The organism is Gloeocapsa sp. DLM2.Bin57 (genome assembly GCA_007693955.1).
Lineage (GTDB): Bacteria > Cyanobacteriota > Cyanobacteriia > Cyanobacteriales > Gloeocapsaceae > Gloeocapsa.
Genome location: RECR01000044.1, coordinates 32,365 through 55,747 on the forward strand (window position 1 = coordinate 32,365; position 23,383 = coordinate 55,747).

Annotated in this window: 24 protein-coding genes; 9 read left to right on the forward strand and 15 right to left on the reverse strand. The window is 39.7% G+C overall.

Going from position 1 to position 23,383, the window contains the following annotated elements:
- Positions 1-60 precede the first annotated feature (60 nt).
- From atpA to EA365_03600, 11 genes are all read right to left on the reverse strand, one after another.
- The gene (gene atpA, locus EA365_03550) at positions 61-1,581 is read right to left on the reverse strand and encodes a F0F1 ATP synthase subunit alpha (protein ID TVQ47557.1); all 1,521 of its coding nucleotides are present in this window, start codon (positions 1,579-1,581) and stop codon (positions 61-63) included.
- Between the two features lie 31 nt (positions 1,582-1,612).
- Entirely contained in the window at positions 1,613-2,161 is a 549-nt protein-coding gene (locus EA365_03555) for a F0F1 ATP synthase subunit delta (protein TVQ47558.1), read from the reverse strand.
- Positions 2,161-2,676, reverse strand: a complete 516-nt coding sequence (locus EA365_03560; GenBank protein ID TVQ47559.1) for a F0F1 ATP synthase subunit B — start codon at positions 2,674-2,676, stop codon at positions 2,161-2,163. The genes EA365_03555 and EA365_03560 overlap by 1 nt, the downstream gene beginning before the upstream one ends.
- A gap of 20 nt (positions 2,677-2,696) precedes the next feature.
- Positions 2,697-3,188: a F0F1 ATP synthase subunit B' gene (locus EA365_03565; GenBank protein TVQ47560.1), complete on the reverse strand. Its 492-nt coding sequence runs from the start codon at positions 3,186-3,188 to the stop codon at positions 2,697-2,699.
- A gap of 85 nt (positions 3,189-3,273) precedes the next feature.
- The gene (gene atpE, locus EA365_03570; GenBank protein ID TVQ47561.1) at positions 3,274-3,519 is read right to left on the reverse strand and encodes an ATP synthase F0 subunit C; all 246 of its coding nucleotides are present in this window, start codon (positions 3,517-3,519) and stop codon (positions 3,274-3,276) included.
- A gap of 81 nt (positions 3,520-3,600) precedes the next feature.
- The gene (locus EA365_03575; protein ID TVQ47582.1) at positions 3,601-4,347 is read right to left on the reverse strand and encodes a F0F1 ATP synthase subunit A; all 747 of its coding nucleotides are present in this window, start codon (positions 4,345-4,347) and stop codon (positions 3,601-3,603) included.
- A 32-nt stretch (positions 4,348-4,379) separates the two neighbouring features.
- On the reverse strand, positions 4,380-4,802 hold the full coding sequence (locus tag EA365_03580; protein ID TVQ47562.1) for an ATP synthase subunit I: 423 nt from the start codon (positions 4,800-4,802) through the stop codon (positions 4,380-4,382).
- Between the two features lie 194 nt (positions 4,803-4,996).
- Positions 4,997-6,592, reverse strand: coding sequence for an NADH-quinone oxidoreductase subunit M (locus tag EA365_03585; protein TVQ47563.1), 1,596 nt, complete (start codon positions 6,590-6,592; stop codon positions 4,997-4,999).
- 67 nt (positions 6,593-6,659) lie between these two features.
- Positions 6,660-8,696, reverse strand: a complete 2,037-nt coding sequence (locus EA365_03590) for an NADH-quinone oxidoreductase subunit L (protein ID TVQ47564.1) — start codon at positions 8,694-8,696, stop codon at positions 6,660-6,662.
- A 48-nt stretch (positions 8,697-8,744) separates the two neighbouring features.
- The gene (locus tag EA365_03595) at positions 8,745-10,106 is read right to left on the reverse strand and encodes a ribosome biogenesis GTPase Der (GenBank protein TVQ47565.1); all 1,362 of its coding nucleotides are present in this window, start codon (positions 10,104-10,106) and stop codon (positions 8,745-8,747) included.
- A gap of 160 nt (positions 10,107-10,266) precedes the next feature.
- Positions 10,267-10,845 (reverse strand): PEP-CTERM sorting domain-containing protein, encoded by a 579-nt coding sequence (locus EA365_03600; protein ID TVQ47566.1) that lies wholly within the window; start codon positions 10,843-10,845, stop codon positions 10,267-10,269.
- Positions 10,846-11,047: 202 nt separating this feature from the next.
- Here EA365_03600 and EA365_03605 point away from each other — a divergent pair, with 202 nt between their 5' ends.
- The 6 genes from EA365_03605 (at position 11,048) to cobM (ending at position 15,264) form a co-directional block, all read left to right on the forward strand.
- Positions 11,048-11,401, forward strand: a complete 354-nt coding sequence (locus EA365_03605) for an EAL domain-containing protein (protein ID TVQ47567.1) — start codon at positions 11,048-11,050, stop codon at positions 11,399-11,401.
- 274 nt (positions 11,402-11,675) lie between these two features.
- Positions 11,676-12,308, forward strand: coding sequence for a DUF1295 domain-containing protein (locus EA365_03610; protein ID TVQ47568.1), 633 nt, complete (start codon positions 11,676-11,678; stop codon positions 12,306-12,308).
- A 3-nt stretch (positions 12,309-12,311) separates the two neighbouring features.
- Positions 12,312-12,902 carry a nicotinate-nucleotide adenylyltransferase gene (locus tag EA365_03615; GenBank protein TVQ47569.1) on the forward strand — a complete coding sequence of 197 codons (591 nt, stop codon included), beginning with the start codon at positions 12,312-12,314 and terminating at the stop codon, positions 12,900-12,902.
- The gene (locus tag EA365_03620; GenBank protein ID TVQ47570.1) at positions 12,884-13,606 is read left to right on the forward strand and encodes an NUDIX hydrolase; all 723 of its coding nucleotides are present in this window, start codon (positions 12,884-12,886) and stop codon (positions 13,604-13,606) included. Before EA365_03615 ends, EA365_03620 begins: the two co-directional genes overlap by 19 nt.
- Before the next feature lies 1 nt (position 13,607).
- A complete protein-coding gene (gene truB, locus EA365_03625) occupies positions 13,608-14,492 on the forward strand; it encodes a tRNA pseudouridine(55) synthase TruB (GenBank protein TVQ47571.1) in 885 nt (294 codons plus the stop codon).
- Positions 14,485-15,264 (forward strand): precorrin-4 C(11)-methyltransferase, encoded by a 780-nt coding sequence (gene cobM / locus EA365_03630; protein TVQ47572.1) that lies wholly within the window; start codon positions 14,485-14,487, stop codon positions 15,262-15,264. The genes truB and cobM overlap by 8 nt, the downstream gene beginning before the upstream one ends.
- A 146-nt stretch (positions 15,265-15,410) precedes the next feature.
- On the opposite strand, the gene EA365_03635 is transcribed toward cobM, so the two are convergent.
- The 3 genes from EA365_03635 to EA365_03645 all read right to left on the reverse strand — a co-directional run bounded on the left by EA365_03635 (position 15,411) and on the right by EA365_03645 (position 19,773).
- Entirely contained in the window at positions 15,411-17,666 is a 2,256-nt protein-coding gene (locus EA365_03635; GenBank protein TVQ47573.1) for a hypothetical protein, read from the reverse strand.
- Positions 17,651-18,214 (reverse strand): hypothetical protein, encoded by a 564-nt coding sequence (locus tag EA365_03640; protein ID TVQ47574.1) that lies wholly within the window; start codon positions 18,212-18,214, stop codon positions 17,651-17,653. Before EA365_03640 ends, EA365_03635 begins: the two co-directional genes overlap by 16 nt.
- 212 nt (positions 18,215-18,426) lie before the next feature.
- Entirely contained in the window at positions 18,427-19,773 is a 1,347-nt protein-coding gene (locus EA365_03645; protein TVQ47575.1) for a histidine phosphatase family protein, read from the reverse strand.
- A 75-nt stretch (positions 19,774-19,848) separates the two neighbouring features.
- Between EA365_03645 and EA365_03650 the strand changes: the two genes are divergently transcribed.
- Positions 19,849-21,003 carry a cell division protein FtsW gene (locus EA365_03650; GenBank protein ID TVQ47576.1) on the forward strand — a complete coding sequence of 385 codons (1,155 nt, stop codon included), beginning with the start codon at positions 19,849-19,851 and terminating at the stop codon, positions 21,001-21,003.
- Between the two features lie 17 nt (positions 21,004-21,020).
- On the opposite strand, the gene EA365_03655 is transcribed toward EA365_03650, so the two are convergent.
- Positions 21,021-22,448 (reverse strand): cysteine--tRNA ligase, encoded by a 1,428-nt coding sequence (locus EA365_03655; GenBank protein TVQ47577.1) that lies wholly within the window; start codon positions 22,446-22,448, stop codon positions 21,021-21,023.
- Positions 22,449-22,466: 18 nt separating this feature from the next.
- Here EA365_03655 and EA365_03660 point away from each other — a divergent pair, with 18 nt between their 5' ends.
- Both EA365_03660 and EA365_03665 read left to right on the forward strand, forming a co-directional pair.
- Positions 22,467-22,871, forward strand: a complete 405-nt coding sequence (locus EA365_03660; protein TVQ47578.1) for a nucleotidyltransferase domain-containing protein — start codon at positions 22,467-22,469, stop codon at positions 22,869-22,871.
- The gene (locus tag EA365_03665) at positions 22,816-23,340 is read left to right on the forward strand and encodes a hypothetical protein (GenBank protein TVQ47579.1); all 525 of its coding nucleotides are present in this window, start codon (positions 22,816-22,818) and stop codon (positions 23,338-23,340) included. Before EA365_03660 ends, EA365_03665 begins: the two co-directional genes overlap by 56 nt.
- Positions 23,341-23,383: the final 43 nt, after the last annotated feature.

Sequence of the window (23,383 nt, forward strand, 5' to 3'; positions counted from 1 at the left end):
TGACAAGCTCAATATATCTGGACAAAAGATAGGGATTGCTTAACACAATCCCCCTGTGTTTTAAGCTTTTGCACCTGCAAAAGTCTGGGTAAATTCAGCGATGGTGGTTTCGAGGAGTTTTTCAGTTTCCTCACTCATTTTTTGTCCAGTTTGAATAGTTTCGGCTAACTCAGGTTTACTGGTTTTGATGTACTCTCTTAATCCTTGAGTAAATGCTGTCACTTGTTCTACGGGAATTTCTTTGAGTAGGTCTTTAATACCTGCGTAGGTAACTACTACTTGTTCCCATAGTGCTAGAGGTGAGTTTTGAGGTTGTTTGAGTAATTGACGCAGACGTTGACCTTTAGCTAGTTGTGCTTGAGTAGCTTGATCTAAATCTGAAGCAAACTGAGAAAATGCTTCTAGTTCGTCGAATTGAGCTAATTCTAGTTTAAGTTTACCTGCTACTTGTTTCATCGCTTTGGTTTGAGCTGCTGAACCTACACGAGATACAGAGATACCCGCGTTAATGGCTGGACGTAAGCCCGCGTTAAACAAGTCAGAAGAGAGGAAGATCTGACCATCGGTGATGGAAATCACGTTAGTGGGGATATAAGCGGATACGTCACCTGCTTGGGTTTCGATAATAGGTAATGCTGTCATGCTACCACCACCGAGAGCATCGTTGAGTTTAGCTGCTCTTTCTAATAAGCGAGAGTGAAGGTAGAATACGTCTCCAGGGTAGGCTTCACGTCCTGGGGGACGACGTAGCAACAGTGACATTTGTCGGTAAGCTTGAGCTTGTTTGGATAAATCATCATAGATGATCAGGGTTGCTTTACCTTTGTACATGAAGTACTCGGCGATCGCTGCTCCCGCGTAGGGGGCTAGATATTGCAGGGTAGCGGGATCGTTGGCGTTAGCTGCTACTACTACTGTATAAGCCATTGCCCCTTTTTCTTCTAAAGTCCCGATTACTTGAGCTACTGTGGAGGCTTTTTGACCGATGGCTACGTAAACACAGATTACATCTTCTGATTTTTGGTTAATGATTGTATCTACGGCGATCGCTGTTTTTCCCGTTTGACGGTCACCAATAATCAACTCTCGTTGACCTCTGCCGATAGGAATCATCGCATCAATCGCGGTAATTCCTGTTTGCATTGGTTCACATACTGACTTTCTATCTACGATACCAGGGGCCATAGATTCTAGTAGGCGGGTTTCTCCTGTATTTATTTCTCCTTTACCGTCGAGGGGACGTCCTAGAGAATCTACTACCCTGCCTATTAATGCTTCTCCTACGGGGATTTCAGCGATTCTGCCTGTGGCTTTTACTGAACTGCCTTCTTGAATGGTTACTCCATTTCCCATCAGTACCACACCCACGTTATCCTGTTCTAGGTTGAGGGCTACTCCTACTGTTCCTTCTTCAAATTCTACTAATTCACCCGCCATAACTTTATCTAAGCCATAGACACGTGCTGTTCCGTCTCCAACCTGTAGTACTGTCCCTACATTGGTTACTTGAACTTGTTGATCGTATGATTCGATCTGCTGACGGATAATGTTACTAATTTCGTCTGGTCTAATACTAATCATCTTGCTTTTTCCCTTCTGCTTTTACCTAAAATTATCCCTTACTTAGATTCAAGGCGAGACGACGTAATTGTCCTCGTATGCTAGTATCGTACACTTGAGACCCTACCTTAATGATGACCCCACCAATTAAATCTGGCTCTACAGTGGTTTTTACTTCTACTGCTGTTGCACCTGATAAGCTGGTTATTTTATCTTTTACTGCTTGCAATTGACCTTCACTCATGGTTGTTGCTGAGGTCACCTCCGCAAGAACTACATTATTGAGTTTGCGGAATAATTCTAGATATTTTTCAGCTATTTTATCTAAAAACATTATTCTGCCGCGATCTACTAGCAACATCATAAAGTTTTTCAGATAAACATTACTATCTCCGAGTATTTGCCCTAAGACTGCTTTTTTGCCTTCAGCTTTGATTAAGGGACTTTCTAGAAAACTACTCAATTCTGGTGAATTTTCCCATAATGAGGCGAGTTCCCGTAATGATTCGCTGAATTCTACGGTCAGATTTCTTTCTTTCCCTAGAGACATCAAAGCTTCTGCGTAGGGGTCAATTACTTGGGAGCTTACTTTACCACTCATTAACGACCTCCTAGTTGAGCTATCGATCGATCAGTTAGTTTTTCTTGCACTGAACTATCTAGATTTCCTTTTAGTTTTGTTTCTGCTTTGGCTAGAGCTAAAGATACTATCTCGGCTTTAATCTCGGCGATTACTTTATCTGTTTCTGTGCTCAATTCCTGACTTGCTGTTGCTTGCAGTCTGGCTACTTCTTCTTTCCCTTGTGCTAGGATTGATTCTTTAACTTCTTGAGCTCTAGACAGAGCGTTTTGATGTATTTTTTCGGCTTCAGTTTGAGCTTGAGCTAGTTTTTGTTGGGCTTCTGCTAAGGCTGCTGCCGCATCTTTTGCTTTTTGCTCTGCTTGTTGAATCTCTGCTTCTATTTTGCTTCTTCTGTCTGTTAGCAACTGAGTAAGGAATTTTCGCCCATAAAAGAGCAATAAGCCTATCAAGATACCGAGATTAACTAAGTTAGTATCTAAGATGTCTAAATTCAGTCCAAAGCCTTCGTTAGCTAGATAAAAAAACGTCCCCATTATCCCTCTTTTCAATTATGCTATTTGACTAATTCTGGACCTAAAAGTTTAGCAATCATTTGACGAGTTAACTCATCAACTTGTTGCTCTAAAGAGGCTAAGGCTTGAGATTTTTGGGCTTCGATTGTTTGAGCCGCGGCTTCTTTTTCCTGTTGTACCTCTTGTTGGGCTTTTTGGATTTCGGCTGTTACGATTTTCTCGGCTTCAGCTTGAGCAGTTGCGATAATTTCTTGGGATTGGCGTCGAACGTCTTTTAATTCTTGCTCGTATTGTAGGGCTATACCTTCGGCTTTTTCTTTCCTTTCTTGAGCTTGCCCTAATTGATTGCGAATGTACTGCGCTCTATCATCTAGAGCTTTACCTAGTGGTTTATACAAAACCACGTTTAAAATCGCTACTAACAGGAGAAACTGTAGCGCCATTAAGGGTAGAGTTGCATTGAGATCAAACAACCCGCCTTCAGCACTTTTTTCTACTGCTTCAGTGGCTAGTAATATTGTCCATTGTGTCATTTTTCAAGTTTGACTCGACAGCTTATCAACTTTAGGTGAGATAGATGCCTAGACAGGGATTAGTCTAGGCTGGTGTTTAACTTAATTAGGAAAAGGGGTTAGCAAATAGTAATACTAGAGCTACAACTAGACCGTAAATGGTGAGAGCTTCCATGAAGGCTAAGCTTAATAGTAGAGTACCGCGGATTTTGCCTTCAGCTTCAGGTTGACGAGCAATACCTTCTACTGCTTGACCTGCTGCTTTACCTTGACCTAGTCCTGGTCCGATTGCACTTAAACCAACAGCTAGAGCAGCAGCTAAAACGGATGCAGATGCGACTAATGGATCCATGAGTTTTTTTTCCTTTATGTATCAAAAATGAACGTCAACTAAATAGATTAAACCAGAGAACGGTAACTTTGAGTTAATAAATCATTCGTGCTCTTCGCCGTGTTCTTCTAATGCTTCATGGATGTATGAAGCAGCTAGGGTAGCGAAAATCAACGCCTGAATTGAACTCAAAAATAACCCCAAAATCATCAGGGGTAAGGGTACAAACAAGGGTACTAGTGCGACTAAAACCGCTACTACTAATTCGTCAGCTAGGATATTTCCGAAGAGACGAAAGCTTAGTGATAAGGGTCTAGTGAAGTCTTCTAACACCTTGAAAGGGGCTAAAATTGGGGTAGGTTCTAAATACCCCGCGAAGTAGCCTAGTCCTTTTTTACTAATTCCTGCATAAAAATAAGCTAGAGAAGTTAGTAAGGCTAGTGCTACTGTTGTATTTATGTCGTTAGTTGGTGCGGCTAGTTCACTATTAGGAATTTCGATAAGTTTCCAGGGAACTAGTGCACCTGACCAGTTTGACACAAAGATAAACAAGAATAAAGTACCAATAAATGGAACCCAAGGACGATATTCTTTTTCCCCGATTTGATCTTTGACCAAACTGCGAATAAATTCTAGGACATATTCCATAAAGTTTTGAATACCTGTAGGAATCTTTTGGATGTTTCTTGTGGCTAGAATGGAAGCGATCAACAAGATAGCAATCACGAACCAAGAACTCAGAAACACCTGTCCATGTAATTTGAAATTCCCAATCTCCCAATAAAAGTGCTTACCTACTTCTAGGGAAGCCAGGGGAAAAGCGTTGAACATACTTAAACTGTCTATTATTTGCATTTGGTCATCTTTTCCCAAAGATTGCGCTATTTCTGTTCTGGCGTCAAGGTTGTTTGAATTACATACACGATAATTGCTGCTTTATAGGTTAAAAATCCCAAAAATACGGGCATTATTTGTAATTGTCCCCATTGGGAAGCTACGATTAATAAAGCGGCAACTAACGCCAGACGAGTTGAACTCAGACGCCTTTTCCCTCCTCCTAATCCTTCTATATCTTTGCCTAACATCCTTAGATAAACTAAGCCTACACAAGCTCCCAAAAGATAGTTTAGGGCTATCCCCAGAGTATAAGTTAGCCAAACGGCTAGAAAAATTACTCCAGTTAAGATCAGGGTAACTAACAGCAGGGTTCTTTGTAGCTGATAGTACTCTTCTATGGGGTTTTGCTTATTTGATTCGGGTGAGTCAGACACGGTTAGATGGAAACTAGAGGTTAGGAAAGAAATTTTTGTCTAGAATCAGAAACAATCCTAAACAAACCACGTGCTATCATATCACGCTAAGGTAACAGGATTAAATAAACCTAAAAATTTTCAGCTTTGTTTGCGCCAATCTATAGGTAAGAGAGGGGGGAGTGTGGGAAGAATGAAGAATTAATTATTTTTCTCCCATTCGCTCATTCGCTCATTCCTAACTCACCTTACTTGATAGTTTTAATTTCTGGAGCTGATTCTAAGGAGAATAATTGTTGACCAGGTTTAACGGCAACTGCTTGTGTGATACTAGGTACAGAATTACGCGCTCTTAGAGTCAATTGAGTGATAGTCGCATCGTAGATTTGGGTAACGATTTTAGGATATAACCCAATACCAATAATAGGTACTAACAAACTAGCGATGATAAAGACTTCTCTAGGCTCAGCATCTACTAACTCTTGATGTGAGACTAATTCCTTGTTTTCAGGACCATAGAGCATTTCTCGCAACATAGACAAGAGGTAGATAGGAGTTAAGATCACCCCAACAGCGGCGAGAAAGACAATAATTACCTTGAAAACCGGATTATAAGCATCACTAGTAGCAAAACCCACGAAAACCATTAATTCTGCGACAAAACCACTCATACCAGGTAAAGCCAGGGAAGCCAGAGAGCAAGTAGTCCACATAGCGAAGACTTTTTTCATTTTTTGACCTACTCCCCCCATTTCATCCAACATCAGGGTATGAGTGCGATCGTAGGTTGCTCCCACCATAAAGAAGAGACTAGCACCGATTAAACCATGGGAAATCATTTGTAACATAGCGCCACTAGTTCCCAACTCGGTAAAAGAACCTAAACCGATTAAGACAAAACCCATGTGGGAGATAGAAGAATAGGCAATCTTGCGCTTGAGATTCCGTTGTGCGAAAGAAGTCAAAGCCGCGTAGATAATATTGACTACCCCTAAAATTACTAACACAGGAGCAAAAACGGCGTGAGCGTCAGGTAACATCCCAACGTTCATACGTAGAAGAGCGTAACCCCCCATTTTGAGAAGGATTCCCGCTAGTAACATATGAGCAGGTGCAGTAGCTTCACCGTGAGCATCAGGTAACCAAGTATGGAGAGGGAAAATAGGCAATTTGACGCCATAAGCGATTAAAAAAGCCGCGTATAACCACAGCTGTAGGTTCAAGGGGTAATCTTTAGCAGCGATACTCTGCATATCGAATGTGACTGTATCCCCGTAAAAAGCCATGGTTAAAGCAGCTACCAGAATAAACAGAGATCCTCCCGCGGTGTAGAGGATAAATTTAGTGGCTGCATAGAGGCGTTTTTTCCCACCCCAAATCGAGAGAATCAAGTAAACAGGGACTAATTCTAATTCCCAAACTAAGAAAAAGAGTAGGATGTCTTGGACTGCAAATACGGCGATTTGTCCACCATACATCGCTAACATCAGGAAGTAAAATAACTTAGGTTTAAAAGTCACCGGCCAAGCCGCCATAATAGCTAAAGTAGTGACAAAACCCGTTAGTAGAATTAGAGGCATAGCTAAACCATCTGCCCCTACAGACCAGTTTAAGTCTAATTGGGGTATCCAGGCGTAGCTTTCTCGTAATTGCAGTCCTGAAGTACTTAAATCATAACCGCTATAGAAAGCATAAACGATGATAATAAAGTCGATTAAGCCCACAATGAGGGCGTACCATTTTACTGTCTTACCATCCTTGTCGGGAATGAAGGGTATAAACAAGGAGGCGACAATAGGAAACAAAATAATTGTTGTTAACCAGGGAAATGATGTCATAGATATTTTGATTAAATCACCAATTTATTGTAGAAGGAACTAGGGGATTATGCCTAATTCCTTAAGATTTAAATTAGACTATGCTAAATACTAAGACAAAACCTAACACCCCTGCAAAGACAATGAGAGCGTAAAATTGAACGCGACCATTTTCGAGGTATTTTAAGGTTTCACCACTGACTAGAGTTGCTAAACCGGTTAGATTAACCGCACCATCTACTACTCGATAGTCAACTTCGAGGATTTGTCTAGCTAAACGACGCAATCCTTTCACAAAAACGCGATCGTAAATATCGTCAAAGTACCATTTATGCAGAGATAAGTTGTACAGTGCGGGGAATTTAGCAGCGATCGCCGCAGGATCTATTTTCTTACTTAGGTACATCAGAATCGCGATACTGATACCAATCAAAGAAATACCTACAGAACTACCCGCCATAATTATAAATTCGGTAGAATCAAAATGGTGAGCAGATGCGACGATTTCTTCTCCTGGGGCTGAAATAAACTCTTCAAAGACGTTAGCCCAAGGTTTACCCAACCAACCGATTAAGAAAGAGGGAACGGCTAAAACTAGTAAAGGTAAAGCCATAGATAGGGGGGATTCGTGAGGACTTTCACTATGTCCATGGTCTGAGTGTTCATCTTCTTCGTGTAACTCAGCAACATTCATCGCTCCAGGTCCGAAAGCTGGCTGACCTAATACTACTTGACGCGCTGCTTGATCGTTACCGCGGAACTCTCCTTCAAAGGTTAAAAAGTACATACGGAACATATAAAAAGCCGTCATACCTGCGGTTAACCAACCTACTAACCATAAAACCGGATTAGCTGTAAAAGCTAGACCGAGGATTTCATCTTTAGACCAAAAACCCGCAAAAGGAGGAATACCACAGATAGCTAGATTACCGATGAGGAAAGTTAACCAGGTAATGGGCATAAATTTACGTAAACCCCCCATCACCCGCATATCTTGGGCTAGGTTAGGGTTATGTCCTACTACTGCTTCCATACCGTGGATAACCGAACCGGAACAGAGAAACAACATCGCTTTGAAGTAAGCGTGAGTCATCAGGTGGAATAAACCCGCGCTGTAAGCTCCAATCCCCATAGCCATCACCATATAGCCAAGTTGGGAAATAGTGGAATAGGCTAGACCTTTTTTGATGTCGTTTTGGGTTAAAGCGATGGTTGCTCCTAAAAAGGCGGTAAAACAACCTGTCCAAGCGATTAGAGTCATGACTGAAGGTAGATGTTCAAGCACTGGGTACATACGTGCTATTAAAAATACTCCCGCAGCTACCATAGTCGCGGCGTGAATCAACGCTGAAATAGGGGTAGGACCTTCCATCGCGTCGGGTAACCACACCTGTAGGGGGAATTGGGCTGATTTGGCGACAGGACCGAGAAAGATTAAGATACCCAATAAGGCGGCTAAGCCTGGGGCTAATGCACCTGAGTTGAGTAAACTTTCTAAGCGTTCACCAATTACACCAAATTCAAAGCTACCTGTTGCCCAATATAACCCTAGTATCCCGAGGAGTAAGCCAAAGTCTCCTACTCGGTTAGTAACAAAGGCTTTTTGACAAGCATCAGCTGCTGCAGGACGATCGTACCAGAAACCGATCAAGAGGTAGGAACACATCCCTACTAATTCCCAAAAGATGTAAATCTGTACGAGGTTGGGGCTGACTACTAAACCTAGCATCGAAGCGCTAAAAATGCTCAAATAAGCGTAAAAACGCACGTAACCAGGGTCATGAGCCATGTAACCATCTGTATAAATCATCACCAAAAAGGCTACAGTGGTGACAATTACTAACATCAGGGCACTTAAAGGGTCAATTGTATAACCCATAGTGAGGTGAAAGTTTCCCGCTGATGCCCATTCTATAGTGCGTAAGTAGGTTTCGTGTCCTTGGATTTGACTCCATAACAACGCAAAAGATAGCACCATGGATGTGCCTGTTAGAAATACTACGAAAAATGCGTTTAATTGTCTTAAGTTACTGGTAAATTTGCCAAATGAAATTAATCCCATACCTACTATAGTTGCACCAACAAGGGGTAAGACGGGGACTAACCAGGCGTATTGATAGAGTGACTCCATTGTTATTTGTTAATTTAGACTTTTTGTTTTTTTTATTCTACCCTCTAGCTAGACTTTGGTCGCGCGATTAACGCTTTCTTTTTCTGCTTGACGGACTTTTTTACCTTTCCAGAGTAACCGAATCGGACTCCCTGTGAACCCTAGTTGCCGACGAAATTGATGTTCTATATAACGTCGATAGTTTTCGCTAAAACGTTGAGGATCGTTGACAAATAGGGCGATGGTGGGTGGTCCACTGGTTACTTGTGTTCCGTAATAGATTTTACCTTGTTTTCCCTGACGACTGGTAGGGGGTGATTGACGGGCGATCGCTTCTTGGATAACTTCGTTAATTACTGCTGTACTAACGCGACGTTTATGTTCTGTGGCTGCTGTTTGCACTAATTCTAGGACTTTGGCGACTCTTTGACCTGTTTTAGCACTGACAAAAATCATTTCTGCCCAATCTAGATAGTAAAGCCTACTATTAATTAGTTCTTTATATTCGTAAATTGTGTAGGAGTCTTTCTCGATCGCGTCCCATTTGTTGATCACTAATACTACTGCTTTACCTTCTTCTAGAATACGTCCTGCTAATTTTAAGTCTTGATCCGTTACTTCGTCTAAGGCGTCTAAAACCAATAGCACTACATCTGAACGACGTATAGCTCTAAAGGCTCTATTAATACTAAAAAATTCTGCCCCATATTCGACGTTTTTCTTTTTACGAATTCCTGCGGTATCTATTAAACGGTAGATTTGTCCTTCTCTTTCGATAACGGTATCGATCGCGTCTCTGGTTGTTCCTGAGATGGGACTAACTATACAGCGATTTTCTCCTGTGAGACTATTAAATAAACTAGATTTTCCCACATTAGGTCTGCCCACGATCGCTATTTTGATTTCGGGGGTTTCTTCTATTTCTGTGGTAGTAGGGAGATAGGTTATTAACTCGTCTAGTAGTTCTCCTGTACCGTTTCCGTGTATGGCTGAAATTGGTATAGGCTCTCCTAATCCCAATTCCCAAAATTCCGCAGCTTGTAACATTCCACTAGTTTCGGATTCACACTTATTCACTGCTACTAATACTGGTACAGACTGTTGACGTAACCAAGTGGCTATTTCTACATCTCCTGCGGTTATCCCTTCTTGCCCATTTACTACCAAAATTGCTGCTGTAGCTTCATTGAGAGCTAACATCGTTTGTTCTCGTATTTGGGGGATAAATTCGCTATCATCAGAGAAGATTAAACCCCCTGTATCCACTACGGTAAAGTCTCGATCTTGCCAAAAGGCTGTTTGATAAGTGCGATCGCGGGTTATTCCCGGTTGATCGTGCACGATCGCCTGTTTATCTTTAGCGAGACGATTTACTAGGGTAGATTTTCCCACATTGGGTCTGCCAATAATTGCTACTATAGGTAAAGACATTGTTTTAAATTTTACAGAATTTTTTATATTTTTGTCCTTAACTATCTTAACTTATTTAGTGAGTACCGCATCCCTACAGGCAACGAAATACCCCACCTCGGATCTACTCATGGTTAAAAACCTACCCGAAGAAGGGGTGTTTCGCCAATCCAAAATAATCTTACCTACTTGGTTTTTTAGATCTACGTCTATACCAACCAAGCACACCTAAAATACCAAAACTAGCTAACATGGTAGTAGGTTCGGGAACAACTTCAAACTCAGCAGTACCAGTACCACTACCACCACCTTGTATATTATAAAATAGACTAGCTTGACCCACTTCTGTAAAACCAGGATTAAAAGTGAAGTCAAAAGTAACTGTACCCAATTGAGCATCTTCAACAGAGAATGATAGACCTAGTAAATCACCATCTAAATATAATACCTCAGGTCCACTAGGCATATCAGCTTCAGTAAAGGTTGCTGTATTGGGGGGAACTTCGGTATCAGTAAAAGTAATACTTAAAGAATCGACAGGGACAAAAACCTCGCCCATTGAACCTACAGGTTCATCAAAACTAAAAGTACCTGTATAAGTAGTACCGAGTAAATTTCCTGATTCTATACTACCATTGACACTTAGAGTGAGAGTTTGAGCTTGTGCGGGAGAGACTGTAGCTAGGGTTAACCCAACGGTAGCTACAGTAGCAGTTATTCCTACTAATTTATTAAACACGAGAGTTTGATTAGAAAGCATAATAGCTCATTAGATAGTTAAATTTTCTGTCGCTAATATAGCAAGGAATCAGGGTTATTTCAACAGAGAAAAACACAAAGTTTAGTTAAATTACCTTAATTTAGTGACATACTCCCACAGCGAATCAAAGATTATACTGTAAGCTTTTTTATTTCATCTGTGTAGCCAAAAAGTAAAAAGATGGATTATTTTTGCTCCAGAAATGCAGAATCAGGCTGTATTAACTTTAGAGTTAGAAAATGATTTACGTAAAGCTATAGATAATCAAGAATTTTGCCTCTTTTATCAACCAATTATTTCTCTTTCTACGGGATTATTGACAGGTTTTGAAGCTTTGTTACGTTGGCAACATCCTACCCGTGGTTTAATTTATTCTCATACCTTTATTTCCCGAGCAGAAGAAACTGGGCTAATTAATCATTTGGGAAATTGGGTATTAAATGAAGCTTGTCGTCAGTTACAAGTCTGGTTAGAAGATTATCCCGAACTATCTTGTTTAGATTTACATATTAATATTTCTCCTCTCCAGTTTAAACAGATAAATTTTATTGAATAGACACCAAACATATTTTTTTGCAAGAATTGGGTTGTAAGTTAGCACAAGGTTATTTGTTTTCCAAACCCGTTAATAGTCAAACAGCAACTGAGTTTTTCAGTCAACTAGATTACAACTGGTTAGATAAAATTAGTTATAATTAAATATCAATTTAACAAATATCTAGCAAGTGTAACCAAGCTATCCCAATAGATAATTAACTTAACCAACATCTTAAAACTTATCTACCTAAAACAGTTATAATAAAGATTAATTTTCATAAAAAGCTAGTAGTATGACCTTAAATCAATTAACAGGAATTAATTTAGCTAAGATTTTAACAGTTTTACTATTATTGGGTTACGCTCTAATTTACGGTATCTCTGATTTACGTCAGGTTATTTACTTAAGTCTTCACATCAGCTATTGTTTGTGGTGGTTGGTGGAACAATGGTTTTTCCCTCCGAGAAGTGAACAAATATTTCAGGAAAAAATTACTATTGTAGAATTAATCTTGATTTTACTAGTTGTAGGTGTGTTTTACAGTTTGCCAGGTTATTTAGCTTTTCGTAATCCTCTAGGGATATCTTATTTGAGTGTAGCTATAGCTTTACCTGTCTATATTTTTGGTAGTTTAATCAATGCAGTAGCAGATACTCAGAAGTTAATCGCTAAAGAAATGGGTGCGGGTTTAGTAAAAGATAATATCTGGCGTTTTTCGCGAAATATTAACTATTTTGGAGATTTAGGACGTTATCTAAGCTTTTGTATAATATCAGGTTCGTGGTGGTCATATATTTTACCCCTATCCATCGCTATCCTCTATTATCAAAGAATTAAACAAAAAGAAGCTACTATGACAGAGAAATACCCAGATTATCCAGAATATCAAGAAAAGAGTGCAAATTTGATTCCTTATATTTGGTAAAAAATGTCGGAAAATCAACCCAAAAGCCTAAAAATAGCCCTATTTGGTACAAGTGCAGATCCACCAACAGCCGGACATCAGGGGATTCTCACTGGATTAACCCAAAATTACGATCTAGTAGCTGTATGGGCTTCAGATAACCCCTTCAAACAACATCAAGCTGATTTAGTAGAACGTCAAAAAATGTTAGGCTTGTTAATAGGGGAAATAGCTAATTCAGACAAGATTATCCTCAAAGAAGAACTAAGCGATCGCCGTAGTCTCAATAGTCTCAAGCAAGCTAAACAGATTTGGGGAGAACAAGCAGAATATACTATAGTAATAGGCTCAGATTTAGTGGAACAGATCAGGAGTTGGTATAAAATCGAGGAGTTACTCACACAAGTTAAGATTCTGATTATACCTCGTCAAGGGTATGCTCTAGAGAATCCATCTTTAAGTAAGTTGGGTAATTTAGGGGGGAAATACGCGATCGCCAATTTTGCTGTTCCCGACATCTCCTCCACTAACTACCGTGAAAAGGGAGACCAAACTATGCTAACAGAAGCTGTAGCTAATTATATCAACCAGAAGGGATTATATCAGCAGTTGTGAGTCAACCACTAGCAGACTTTAAAGTTGGAGTTGATAACGTTATTTTCTCCATCGACAATAACACTAATCGTCTTTTAGTACTCTTAGTCAAGAGACGAGAAGAGCCTTTTTTAGGGAAATGGAGTTTACCAGGAAGTTTAGTACGTCAGGGAGAATCTTTAGAAGAAACAGCTTATCGGACTTTAGCTGAAAAAATTATCGTCAATAACCTTTATCTAGAACAATTATATACCTTTGGTGGACCAAACCGCGATCCACGAGAATCACCCGCTAGTTTTGGTTGTCGTTATCTTTCGGTGAGTTATTTTGCTTTAGTCAGATATCCCGAAGCTAAACTACTCACACCTTTTAATCAATATAGCAGTTGGCACGAAGTCAAAAAAGTCCCCCAATTAGCTTTTGATCACAATGAGATGATCACCTACGGTTATCAACGTTTGCGTAATAAACTCGAATATAGTCCCATCGCTTTTGAAGTTTTACCAGAAGTATTTACACTCAATGATTTATACCAATTTTATAGTACCGTGATGGGGGAAAATTTTGCTGATTATTCCAATTTTCGCAGTCGTTTACTGAAATTAGGCTTTTTACTCGATACTGGTGAGAAAACCTCACGTGGGGCCGGAAGACCGGCTACTCTCTACCGTTTTGACGCGGAAGCTTTTGCACCTTTACAGGATAAACCTCTGGTTTTTATATAGAATGCTAGGTTTTTTGAACTTAAATAAACCCTCGGGTTGGACTTCTCATGATTGTGTAGCGAAAGTGAGAAGGTTGTTAGGATTAAAAAAAGTAGGACATGGGGGAACATTAGATCCTCTTGCTACGGGAGTGTTACCAATAGCCGTAGGTAAAGCGACTCGGTTATTAAATTTTTTACCTCCTGATAAAGCTTATCGCGCCAGAATCCGTTTTGGAGTGCGTACAACTACTGATGATTTAGAGGGAGAAGTAATTAGTCAAAACCCCCCAATCGGGTTAACCTTAAGTGATATTCGGGCTAAATTACCTGATTTTAAAGGAGAAATCCCACAAATCCCCCCAGCTTATAGCGCTATTTCTGTAGGTGGGAAAAGATTATATGAATTAGCTAGAAAAGGTGAACAAGTAGAAGTACCCACCAGAACAGTATTTATTGAGGATATAGAGATATTGGGTTGGTATCCCGGGATTTATCCTGAATTAGAAGTGGCGATCGCTTGTGGAGGAGGAACTTATATTAGGGCGATCGCTAGGGATTTAGGTGCTAGTATGAATATAGAAGCTACTTTAGCTAGTTTAACTCGTACCCGTAGTTGTGGTTTCTCTCTAGAAGATAGTTTAACTCTAGAAGATCTAGAATCTCAACTGCAACAGGGTACTTTTAATTTGATTCCTCCCTTAGTCGCTTTACAACACTTAGAAAAGATTACCCTGACTCCAGAATTAACCCAAAATTGGTATCAAGGACAAAAAATCAGACTTAATCTCACTGTTGGTGAGGAAAAATCTGATTTAGTAGTCACCAACTCAGTAGGAGAATTTCTCGGAATTGGTAGTTTAATAGAAGAAGTATTAAAGCCAAAAATAGTTTATCTTAATGCTTAATCCCAAAGTTTATCTCATCGGTGCAGGTTCAGGTGATCCAGAATTATTAACCGTCAAAGCTCAAAAAATCATCACTCAAGCTGATGTTATACTCTACGCTGATTCTCTAGTACCTAAACAGATTTTACAGGATGTCCGCCCCGATGCCGAGTTAATCGCTACAGCTAATCTCACCCTAGAGAAGATTATACCCCTAATGATTGAAAGATATCGAGCTGATTTAGCGGTTGTGCGTCTCCATTCGGGAGATTTAACCCTTTATAGCGCGATTCACGAGCAAATCCAAGCTTTAGTTAAAGCTGACGTACCTTTTGAACTAGTTCCAGGGATTAGCGCTTTTCAAGCAGCAGCAGCCCAATTAGGGGTAGAATTAACTATACCTGATCTAGTACAAACGATCATTTTAACTCGTATTAGTGGTAACGCTTCTAGCGTACCACCCCAAGAAGAATTAGCTAGTTTAGCAGCTCATCAAGCTAGTTTATGTTTATATCTTGCTGCACGTCACGTAGAAACAGCTCAAGCAAAACTCTTAGAACATTATCCCCCTGATACACCAGTAGCTGTGTGTTTCCGTGTGGGTTGGCCTGATGAACAGATATGGGTTGTTCCTTTAACAGAAATGGCTAGTTTAACTAGGAGTGAAAAATTAGTTCGTACCACTATGTATATTATTAGTCCAGCTTTGCGCACTAGACAAGAACAATTAGAAACGCGATCGCGTCTCTATCACCCTGAACATACTCATATCTTTCGTCCTCGTCAGGATTGAGGTGCCAAGGGGATAAGAGGTAATACCAGATCCTGTTCTAAAAACATACTTATTTGTGAGGTAAAGCAACAGGCAATAGGGAGTGGAGTATATTATATAGAAATAATAACACCTAAAACCTAACACCTAAGTATAAATGTATCAGATCAAAAAACTGAAAACTTAACCCCATCTTCAGTCACAGTAATAGTTTGATTACCGATTTTTACTAGGGAATTTAAACCAGTACCAACAATTTCTAACTCTGGTGGTGGTTGTGATTGCACTGTCATGACCACAAAAAAGCGATCATCTCCTGTAGCTTGAATTACCCCTCCTGTTTCCGTGGTTTGATAAGTAATGTTTACCGATACTGGAGTTATAAAAGTACCTTTCATAGTTGCACCAGAAGCAGAAATAATCATAAAAGTATTTCCCTCTATTTCTACCTTTCCTGGGGTGTGCATAATCCAGGTATTATCTTGAAAATAATCGTTATCTACAGCACCCATTAAGCGATCGACTACCACGAATAATCCAGGTACTCCAGCTACTCCACTATAATCTACAGCAAAAGTTCTTAATGCGGTAATCCCCAAAGGAAGAGCGCTATCAGGTTTAAAGACATTATTGGTTTTCAGGGTGATTATACCCGAACCATTGGGATTAGCTTGCCAAAAAATTGGCTCTGCAGATTCCCAAAAAGCCCCCTGAGACAGCATCAGAACGTTTTCGTTTTCAGGTTCGGGTAGATCTGGTCCTGAAATTGCCCAGCGTTCCCCTAAACCCCAGATCCGAAAACTACCCACATCGGGATAAGACCAAGAAGCACCTAGGGGATTACGTTTAAGATAGATACTGCTGACAAAGTCGTTTTCATCCCGCCATTGATTACGCCAGGTTACAAAACCTCTGACTGAATCAGCCTGTACCCTAGGTATCAATCTAGCAGGATTTTCGGCTCTGATTCCTTCAGGATAACCCGTGAGAGCGTAGATAGCTAGATGAGGTTGATGATTATCTATACCAAAATTGCCTACGCCATTCGTAGTAAAGTACTCGTCAAATACCCATAATGCAGCGGGGAGAAATTCTGCAGGTGTGGTTTGCCAACTCAATACTAATAAATCTCCCGTTGGTGCAATGCGATGTCTTCCATAAGCTGGTACAGACACTTCTTGACCTTGTTTAACCATACGATTGAGATAATGAGGAATAACCCAAACTAAGGGAGAATTAGTAGTTAAATCTTGACCTAAAACCTCTTGATAAGCGTGGAAAAAAGGTAAAATACCGTTTAGGGATTCACGAGTATATAAATCTCCCTCTGTCCCAAAACCGCGATCGCCTAAAGCTGTATGGAGATATCTTTGTACATTCCTTCTGGCAATTTCTACCTGTTTACTAGACTCGGATGACTCCCCTAAAGTAGCTAAAGCTGCTAATCCGGCTGCTCCTCTAGCTCTTGCATTCCAATTACTCCAAGCATTACCATTCCAACCCCTTTGGTGAGTATCTCCATTGAGTAGTTTAGTAGTTTCTGTCTCTAACCAGGTGGTTAAACGATTAATTTGTGTTTCGTCCCAATATTGATAACATAAATCATAGGCTAATGTTATTCCTTGGGTAATGGTTGATTTTTCTAATAATCTAGGTCCGGGATTATTTAAGGTATTTTCGACTATTTCCCAGGCTTTAGCCGCTGATTCGGGTTCATCGTTGATTAAGGCGAGAAAACAATGACTAGCTGCGTGAGAGCCCCCATTAGGTGCGATTCCCTCGTAATAGATTTCACTTTCTAAAGCTTCAGACAACCTGTTCATGATTTGTTGTCCAAATTCTGTTTGGATTTTAGCGCGAATTGCGGGTATTTCTTCTCTACGAAAAATTAAGCGTGGATGTTCACCTTTGGTTATAGGTTGGTGATTGGGGATTGGTTGAGAAGAATGATTCTTAACTATTCCTGTAACTGGTCCTCTTACGGGTACTCGATTAAAATCCCCTGCGTAACTACCGATTAATTTTCCGTCAAGGGGTATCAATTCGATGATATAATCGGCTGTGGCTGTTTCTTCTGGTGTCCAGGGTGAAGATTGTACAGCTAATTTAACCTTCAGACGCCAGATATTTTCTGTTGCTAAGACTTCTACTGTTCCTAAATGATCTAAATCTTGATGAAAACTCGGTGCGTAACCCCAAGCTGTGGATTGACATTCACCGCGCGAGCAGGTTAAATCAACGGTAATAGTTTGATAAACTCTTTCTCCTGACCAATCTTTCCACAAGCCATTTCTTAAATTTAAACTAATGTCCCCAGAAAGTTTTTCTAGTTCAATTTTCTGCTGAGTTTCTGCAGTAGTTCCTGTGATTAATAAGCTGACAATTGCTATTAAACCATAACCAATTTTTACTCTTTTCCCCATAAAGCTAATCCCCCTTCTCTACCTCGGGCAGCTAAGATTTCTTCGGTTATTAAAAAGTAGCTAAAAAAAGCTTGTTTGGCAACTCTTTCTTGTTGGAATTTCATTTCTTTTTCTTGACCTTTTCCTAAATAACTTTGATAAATGTTCTTATTAAATAGCCCTAGATTAATTCTGGTAAAATCAAAAGCAAGAATATTTTTAGGACTAAGAAATTTAACTGGTCCTGTTAAAGTAAGATTAATTCCAGCTAAATTAACAGTATTATTTACACCTATATTTGCTTCAGAATAAGTTAGATAGATCTTCACAAATGGGGGTATATATTTACCCGCACCGAGAATTACTCCCGCTTTTTGACGAGTTTTCTGAGTTCCTGTGATAAAACAGAGACGCCATTTACCGATTAACTGTTGATATTGATAACTCTGTTGTTTTTGTCTATTATTTTTTTCAGCTAATAGTAAAGCTTCAACAACTTTGTCAGGAGTTGGTTTAGATGAGAGATTCTTAGTTACTCCTTGACTTGCTTGATTTAAAATATTATTCATTAATATACCTGAGATTTTTTCATTAGGGAATAGGAAAATGAAAAATGAACAATTAAGAATGTAAAATTATTAAACTAAGTGGGAAGGTCACCCTTCCGACTCGTCTTCAAAACCCATTGACACTCCCGGAGCTAAATGCTACCGCATTATAACGGGAGATTCTTGTTTCATTGCCTTTTATCTAGATACAGCATAGAGGTGATCACCACATTTTATAAAGCCCCAGCTGCAGTTTGATCAAGAATACCAAAACCAAGGTGACTAGTAAGATTCATAGCTTGTAAAACAGGTTTACCTTCACTTCCTTGGGGATAATCAATGACAGTCACTGCGCCATTACCCTGTTTAATATTCCAAAAATTAGCAGGATTTAAACCTAATAAAGCACAAATAATCACTTTATTAATAGCATCATGAGCTACAACTATACCGACTTGAGGCTCAGCAGCGCTACTTTTAGTTTTAACTATATTTTGCCAACAGGCGATCGCTCTTGTCCAAACCTGAGTTAAATTCTCTCCTTCTGGCATTTGCACGGTTTCGGGGGTATCCTTCCAAGCTTGTAACAAGCCAGGGTAATCAGCTTCTATTTCAGTTTCTAACTTACCTTCCCAAAGACCGTGACAAATTTCTACCAAATCAGCAAAAGTTTCTAAGATAAGATGGGGGTGATGCTGTAAAATAATCTCAGCGGTTTCTTTAGGACGTAACATCGGACTAGAAATAGCGAAAGTCAAGGGAACATCTTTGAGAAACTCTCCTGTGAGTCTTCCTTGTTCCCTACCTTTTTCATTAAGGGGAATATCTTTGATACCTTGAAAACGTCCTGCGCGATTCCATTCTGTCTCACCGTGACGCACTAATAAGAGACGTAGGGGATTTTGGGGCGATCGCGTCGGGGGAATAGCGACACCTAAATGAGCAGTTTGATTAAGAGATTCTAGTTGTACGGGGTCTCCCCATTTACCAGTAAAGTTTAAGATATTAATACAGCAATTAGATTGTTGCAGAGAGTGATAATATTCAGGATCAATACCTAGTGCACTCATAATCAAACAACGGTTAATCCCATTGTGTGCCACGATCACAATAGTTTCTCCCTCGTGTTGAGGTAAGGTTTCTTGCCAGAAATTCTCAGCTTGTTGATATAGTGATAAAACAGGGAAAAATTCCTCACTACCTTCGGGAGTTACTCTAGTCATAGTCAACTGTTGCGGTTGAGTTTTCCAGGTATGATAATCTTGAGCAAATTGTTGCTCTACATCTGTCTTAACCATGTTTTCCCATTGAGGTAGATCGATTTCTCGCAGTTTTTCTAGGGATTTAAGGGTAGGAGAATTAGCTAAACAACCTTGGATAATTTGGGCTGTACTCAAAGCCCGTTGTAATGGGCTACAATAAATAGCACTTAGTGAGTAATTTTTCAGGGTTTCTCCTAGTATTTGGGCGTCTTGTTCACCTTTACGGGTTAACACAGATTTGTCACTACGCCCTTGTATGCGTTTTTGGACGTTATAGTTACTTTGACCGTGACGGACAATAATTACGCGAGTAGTCAATCTTTTACCCCCTAGTTTTAGGCTCAATGCTTTTGACCAAATTTTACCAGAAATAATGAGTACTTACTTTTCTAAATAATGTTTATACTCCGCTATCTAATTCCTTTTGTTACTCCTGAAGTCAATCAATGGTCTCATCACGCTCGTTTTTTACATTGGTTGACTTTTATTTGGTTGTTGATTGGTTTAGTCAGTCTCTATTCGGCTTCTTCGGCTGAGGGTTATGTTAATTTCGATGACAGTCTATATTATTTAAAAAGACAGTTAATTTGGTTCGCGATTGGGGGTATCTTATTTAATGTGATTGTTAGAACTCCTATTAAGCAGATTTTGGATTTTGCTCCCTGGGGTTTTTTAATTGTCTTGGTTTTAATTACTCTGACTTTTGTACCTGGATTGGGTACAACTGTTTATGGTGCGACTCGTTGGTTGTCTTTAAAATTTATCGTGATTCAACCTTCGGAATTGATTAAACCTTGGTTGGTTTTACAATGTGCTGTACTATTTGCTAATTGGCTGAAAATTAAACCTTGGAAACGTATCTTCTGGATCTGTTTATTTGGGATACTTTTACTACTAATTTTAAAACAACCTAATTTAAGTACTACGGCTTTGTGTGGGATGGGATTCTGGTTAATCGCTTTGGCTGCGGGGTTACCTGGAGGTTATTTGGGGGGAACAGCGATCGCGGGGTTAATCATGGCTTTGATTAGTATCAGTTTACAAAGTTATCAACGGATGAGAATAACGTCTTTTCTTGATCCTTGGGCTGATCCTTTGGGAAACGGTTATCAATTGGTACAGAGTCTTTTAGCGATAGGATCAGGGAAAATCTGGGGAACAGGTTTAGGTTTATCTCAACAAAAATTGTTTTATCTACCGATTCAATCTACAGATTTTATTTTTGCTGTTTTTGCTGAAGAGTTTGGTTTCGTAGGTAGTATTTTATTGTTAATTTTACTGAGTATTTATGCTACAGTAGCTTTTCGTGTGGCTACTAAATCTCAAGACAGAATCAATGCTTTAATCGCGATCGGGGTAATGGTTTTTATGGTTGGACAATCAATACTTCATATTGGAGTTGCTACAGGAGTTTTACCAACTACCGGTTTACCTCTACCTTTGTTTAGTTATGGTGGTAGTTCTATGGTTTCTAGTTTATTTCTAGCAGGATTATTAGTGAGAGTAGCTAGAGAGTCTAGTCAAGCTGAGGTTATTTCTCTAAGGTGATACTGCTGGTGTTATCCTTACTCACGATACCAATCGGTTACCCCTCCTGGTTTATCAATGAGAGTGATTCCTGCTTTTTGCAACTCATCCCGAAGGCGATCGCTTTCGGCGTAGTTTTTCTGTTTACGGGCTTCTTGACGTTGTTGAATAATAGCTTCTATGTCAGCATCGGTTAAACCTGTTGGGGTTACTTCTGTTTTAGTCTCAAGGATAAAGCCTAATACTCCGGCTAACTCAACTAAAGTCGCCCATTGTTGTTGTAAATCTTCTAGGGGTATAGTAGTTTCCCCCTGGTGTCGGAGTAAATTACCTTGTTTGCGTAATTCTTTGGCTATTTCAAAAACAATAGCTAATCCTTCAGAGAAATTAAAATCATCATCAACCGCCTCTTGGAAACGTTGAGCAATTTCTGGGATAATCGTTAAAGAGGGTAATTGCCAGTTTAAATTACTTCCCAATAATAAACCTTCTTGAAGGGTTTGCCATCCCGCTTCAGCAGCGTTTAAAGCTTCGCTAGTAAAGTCAATAGGTTTGCGATAATGGGCTTGAAGAATGAATAAACGCACCGCCATCGGATCTACAGGACGAGCCAATAAATCCCTAATAGTGGTAAAATTCCCTAGAGATTTAGACATTTTTTCCCCATCAACTTTGACCATACCATTATGTAGCCAATAGTTAGCTAGGGGTTTACCAGTTACTGCTTCTGATTGGGCGATTTCGTTTTCATGATGTGGGAAAATTAAATCATTGCCTCCCACGTGGATATCGATAGTTTCTCCAAGGTATTCTTTTACCATAGCTGAACATTCGATATGCCAGCCAGGGCGACCTTTTCCCCAGGATGAATCCCAAGAGGGTTCACCTGGTTTAGCACTTTTCCAGAGAGCAAAATCAAAAGGGTTCTTTTTTTTAGCTTCTTCTGTTGCTTCTATTCTACCACTAGCCCCTGCTTGTAAATCCTCTAATTTACGACCTGAAAGCTTACCATAATCTGTAAATTTATCTACAGCGTAATAAACATCCCCATTTGCTTGATAAGCGTAACCGTTAATTTCTAGTTGAGTGATTAAATTTTTGATCCCATCGAGACTATGGGTTGCTCTGGGGTAAACATCGGCTTTGTTAATCTTGAGACTCTCCATATCAGCGAAATAAGCTTCAATAAACCTTTCTGCTACCGCTTCCATCGATGTACCTTCTAATCTAGCTCGATTGAGGATTTTATCGTCTATATCGGTGAAATTCTGGATATATTGAACTTTGTACCCGCGCCATTGTAAATAATTCCGTACTACATCCCAGATTAAACAAGTACGCGCGTGACCTAAATGACAATAATCGTAAACAGTTATACCACAGCAATACATACGCACCCGCTGAGGTTCGATAGATTGAAAAGCTTCTTTATGACGAGTCAGAGTATTATAGATAGTTAAGGTCATCAGTAGTTCCCAAAGCAAATGACTAACTCTATACCATATCTAGACTATTGGCGAAAAAGACAACAAAGGCAACAAGAATATCACCAGAAGCTAGCCAAAGCAGCTAGAGAGAAGGTACAAGAGATCGCCGAGTTATTAATTGCAGAATATCCCATTCAAAAGATTATTTTATTTGGTTCTTTGGTAAAAGGCAACTTTCACGCCGAATCAGATCTTGATTTAGCCGTAGCAGGTATTCCTGAGAGTCTTTATTTTGAAGCCTTAGCCAAAGTTAATCATATCAGCGATCGCCCTGTAGATTTAAAACCTCTAGAATCTCTAGATGAACATTTTCTCAAGAAAGTAATAGCAACAGGAGAGTGTATCTATGCGTCAGATGACAGCGACACAATTACGGGAGATTATCACAGACATCAACAGTGAAATCGACAAAATCAGTGTTTTACAGGTACAAATTCAGTTTATCCAAACAGAAATACCTAAAAATCCCCAACTTGAGGCTATTTTCTGGGAAAGTTTAGCCTTAAAATTGCATAACTTTTATACAGGTTGTGAACGAATCTTTCAGATTATTGCCTCTGAACTCAATGGAGGGTTACCATCGGGCTATGATTGGCATCGACGTCTCTTAACTCGGATGAGTACAGAACAAGATCATCGTCCCCCTGTTTTAAGTAAAGAAAACGCCCGTTTATTAGAAGAATACCTCAGTTTTCGCCATGTTGTGAGAAATATTTACGGATTTGAACTAGATCCAGTCAGATTACAACGTTTAGCTGATAACTACTCTCACACTTGGACATTATTTAAGGAAGATATTAGTGACATACTCCTACACCGAATCAAAGATTATGGTGTAGGCTTCTTATCTTTCACCTTAAGAGATGATTGACCGTTTTTGAGTGAGGCGATGCCCATCCCCACTTTTTTAATTA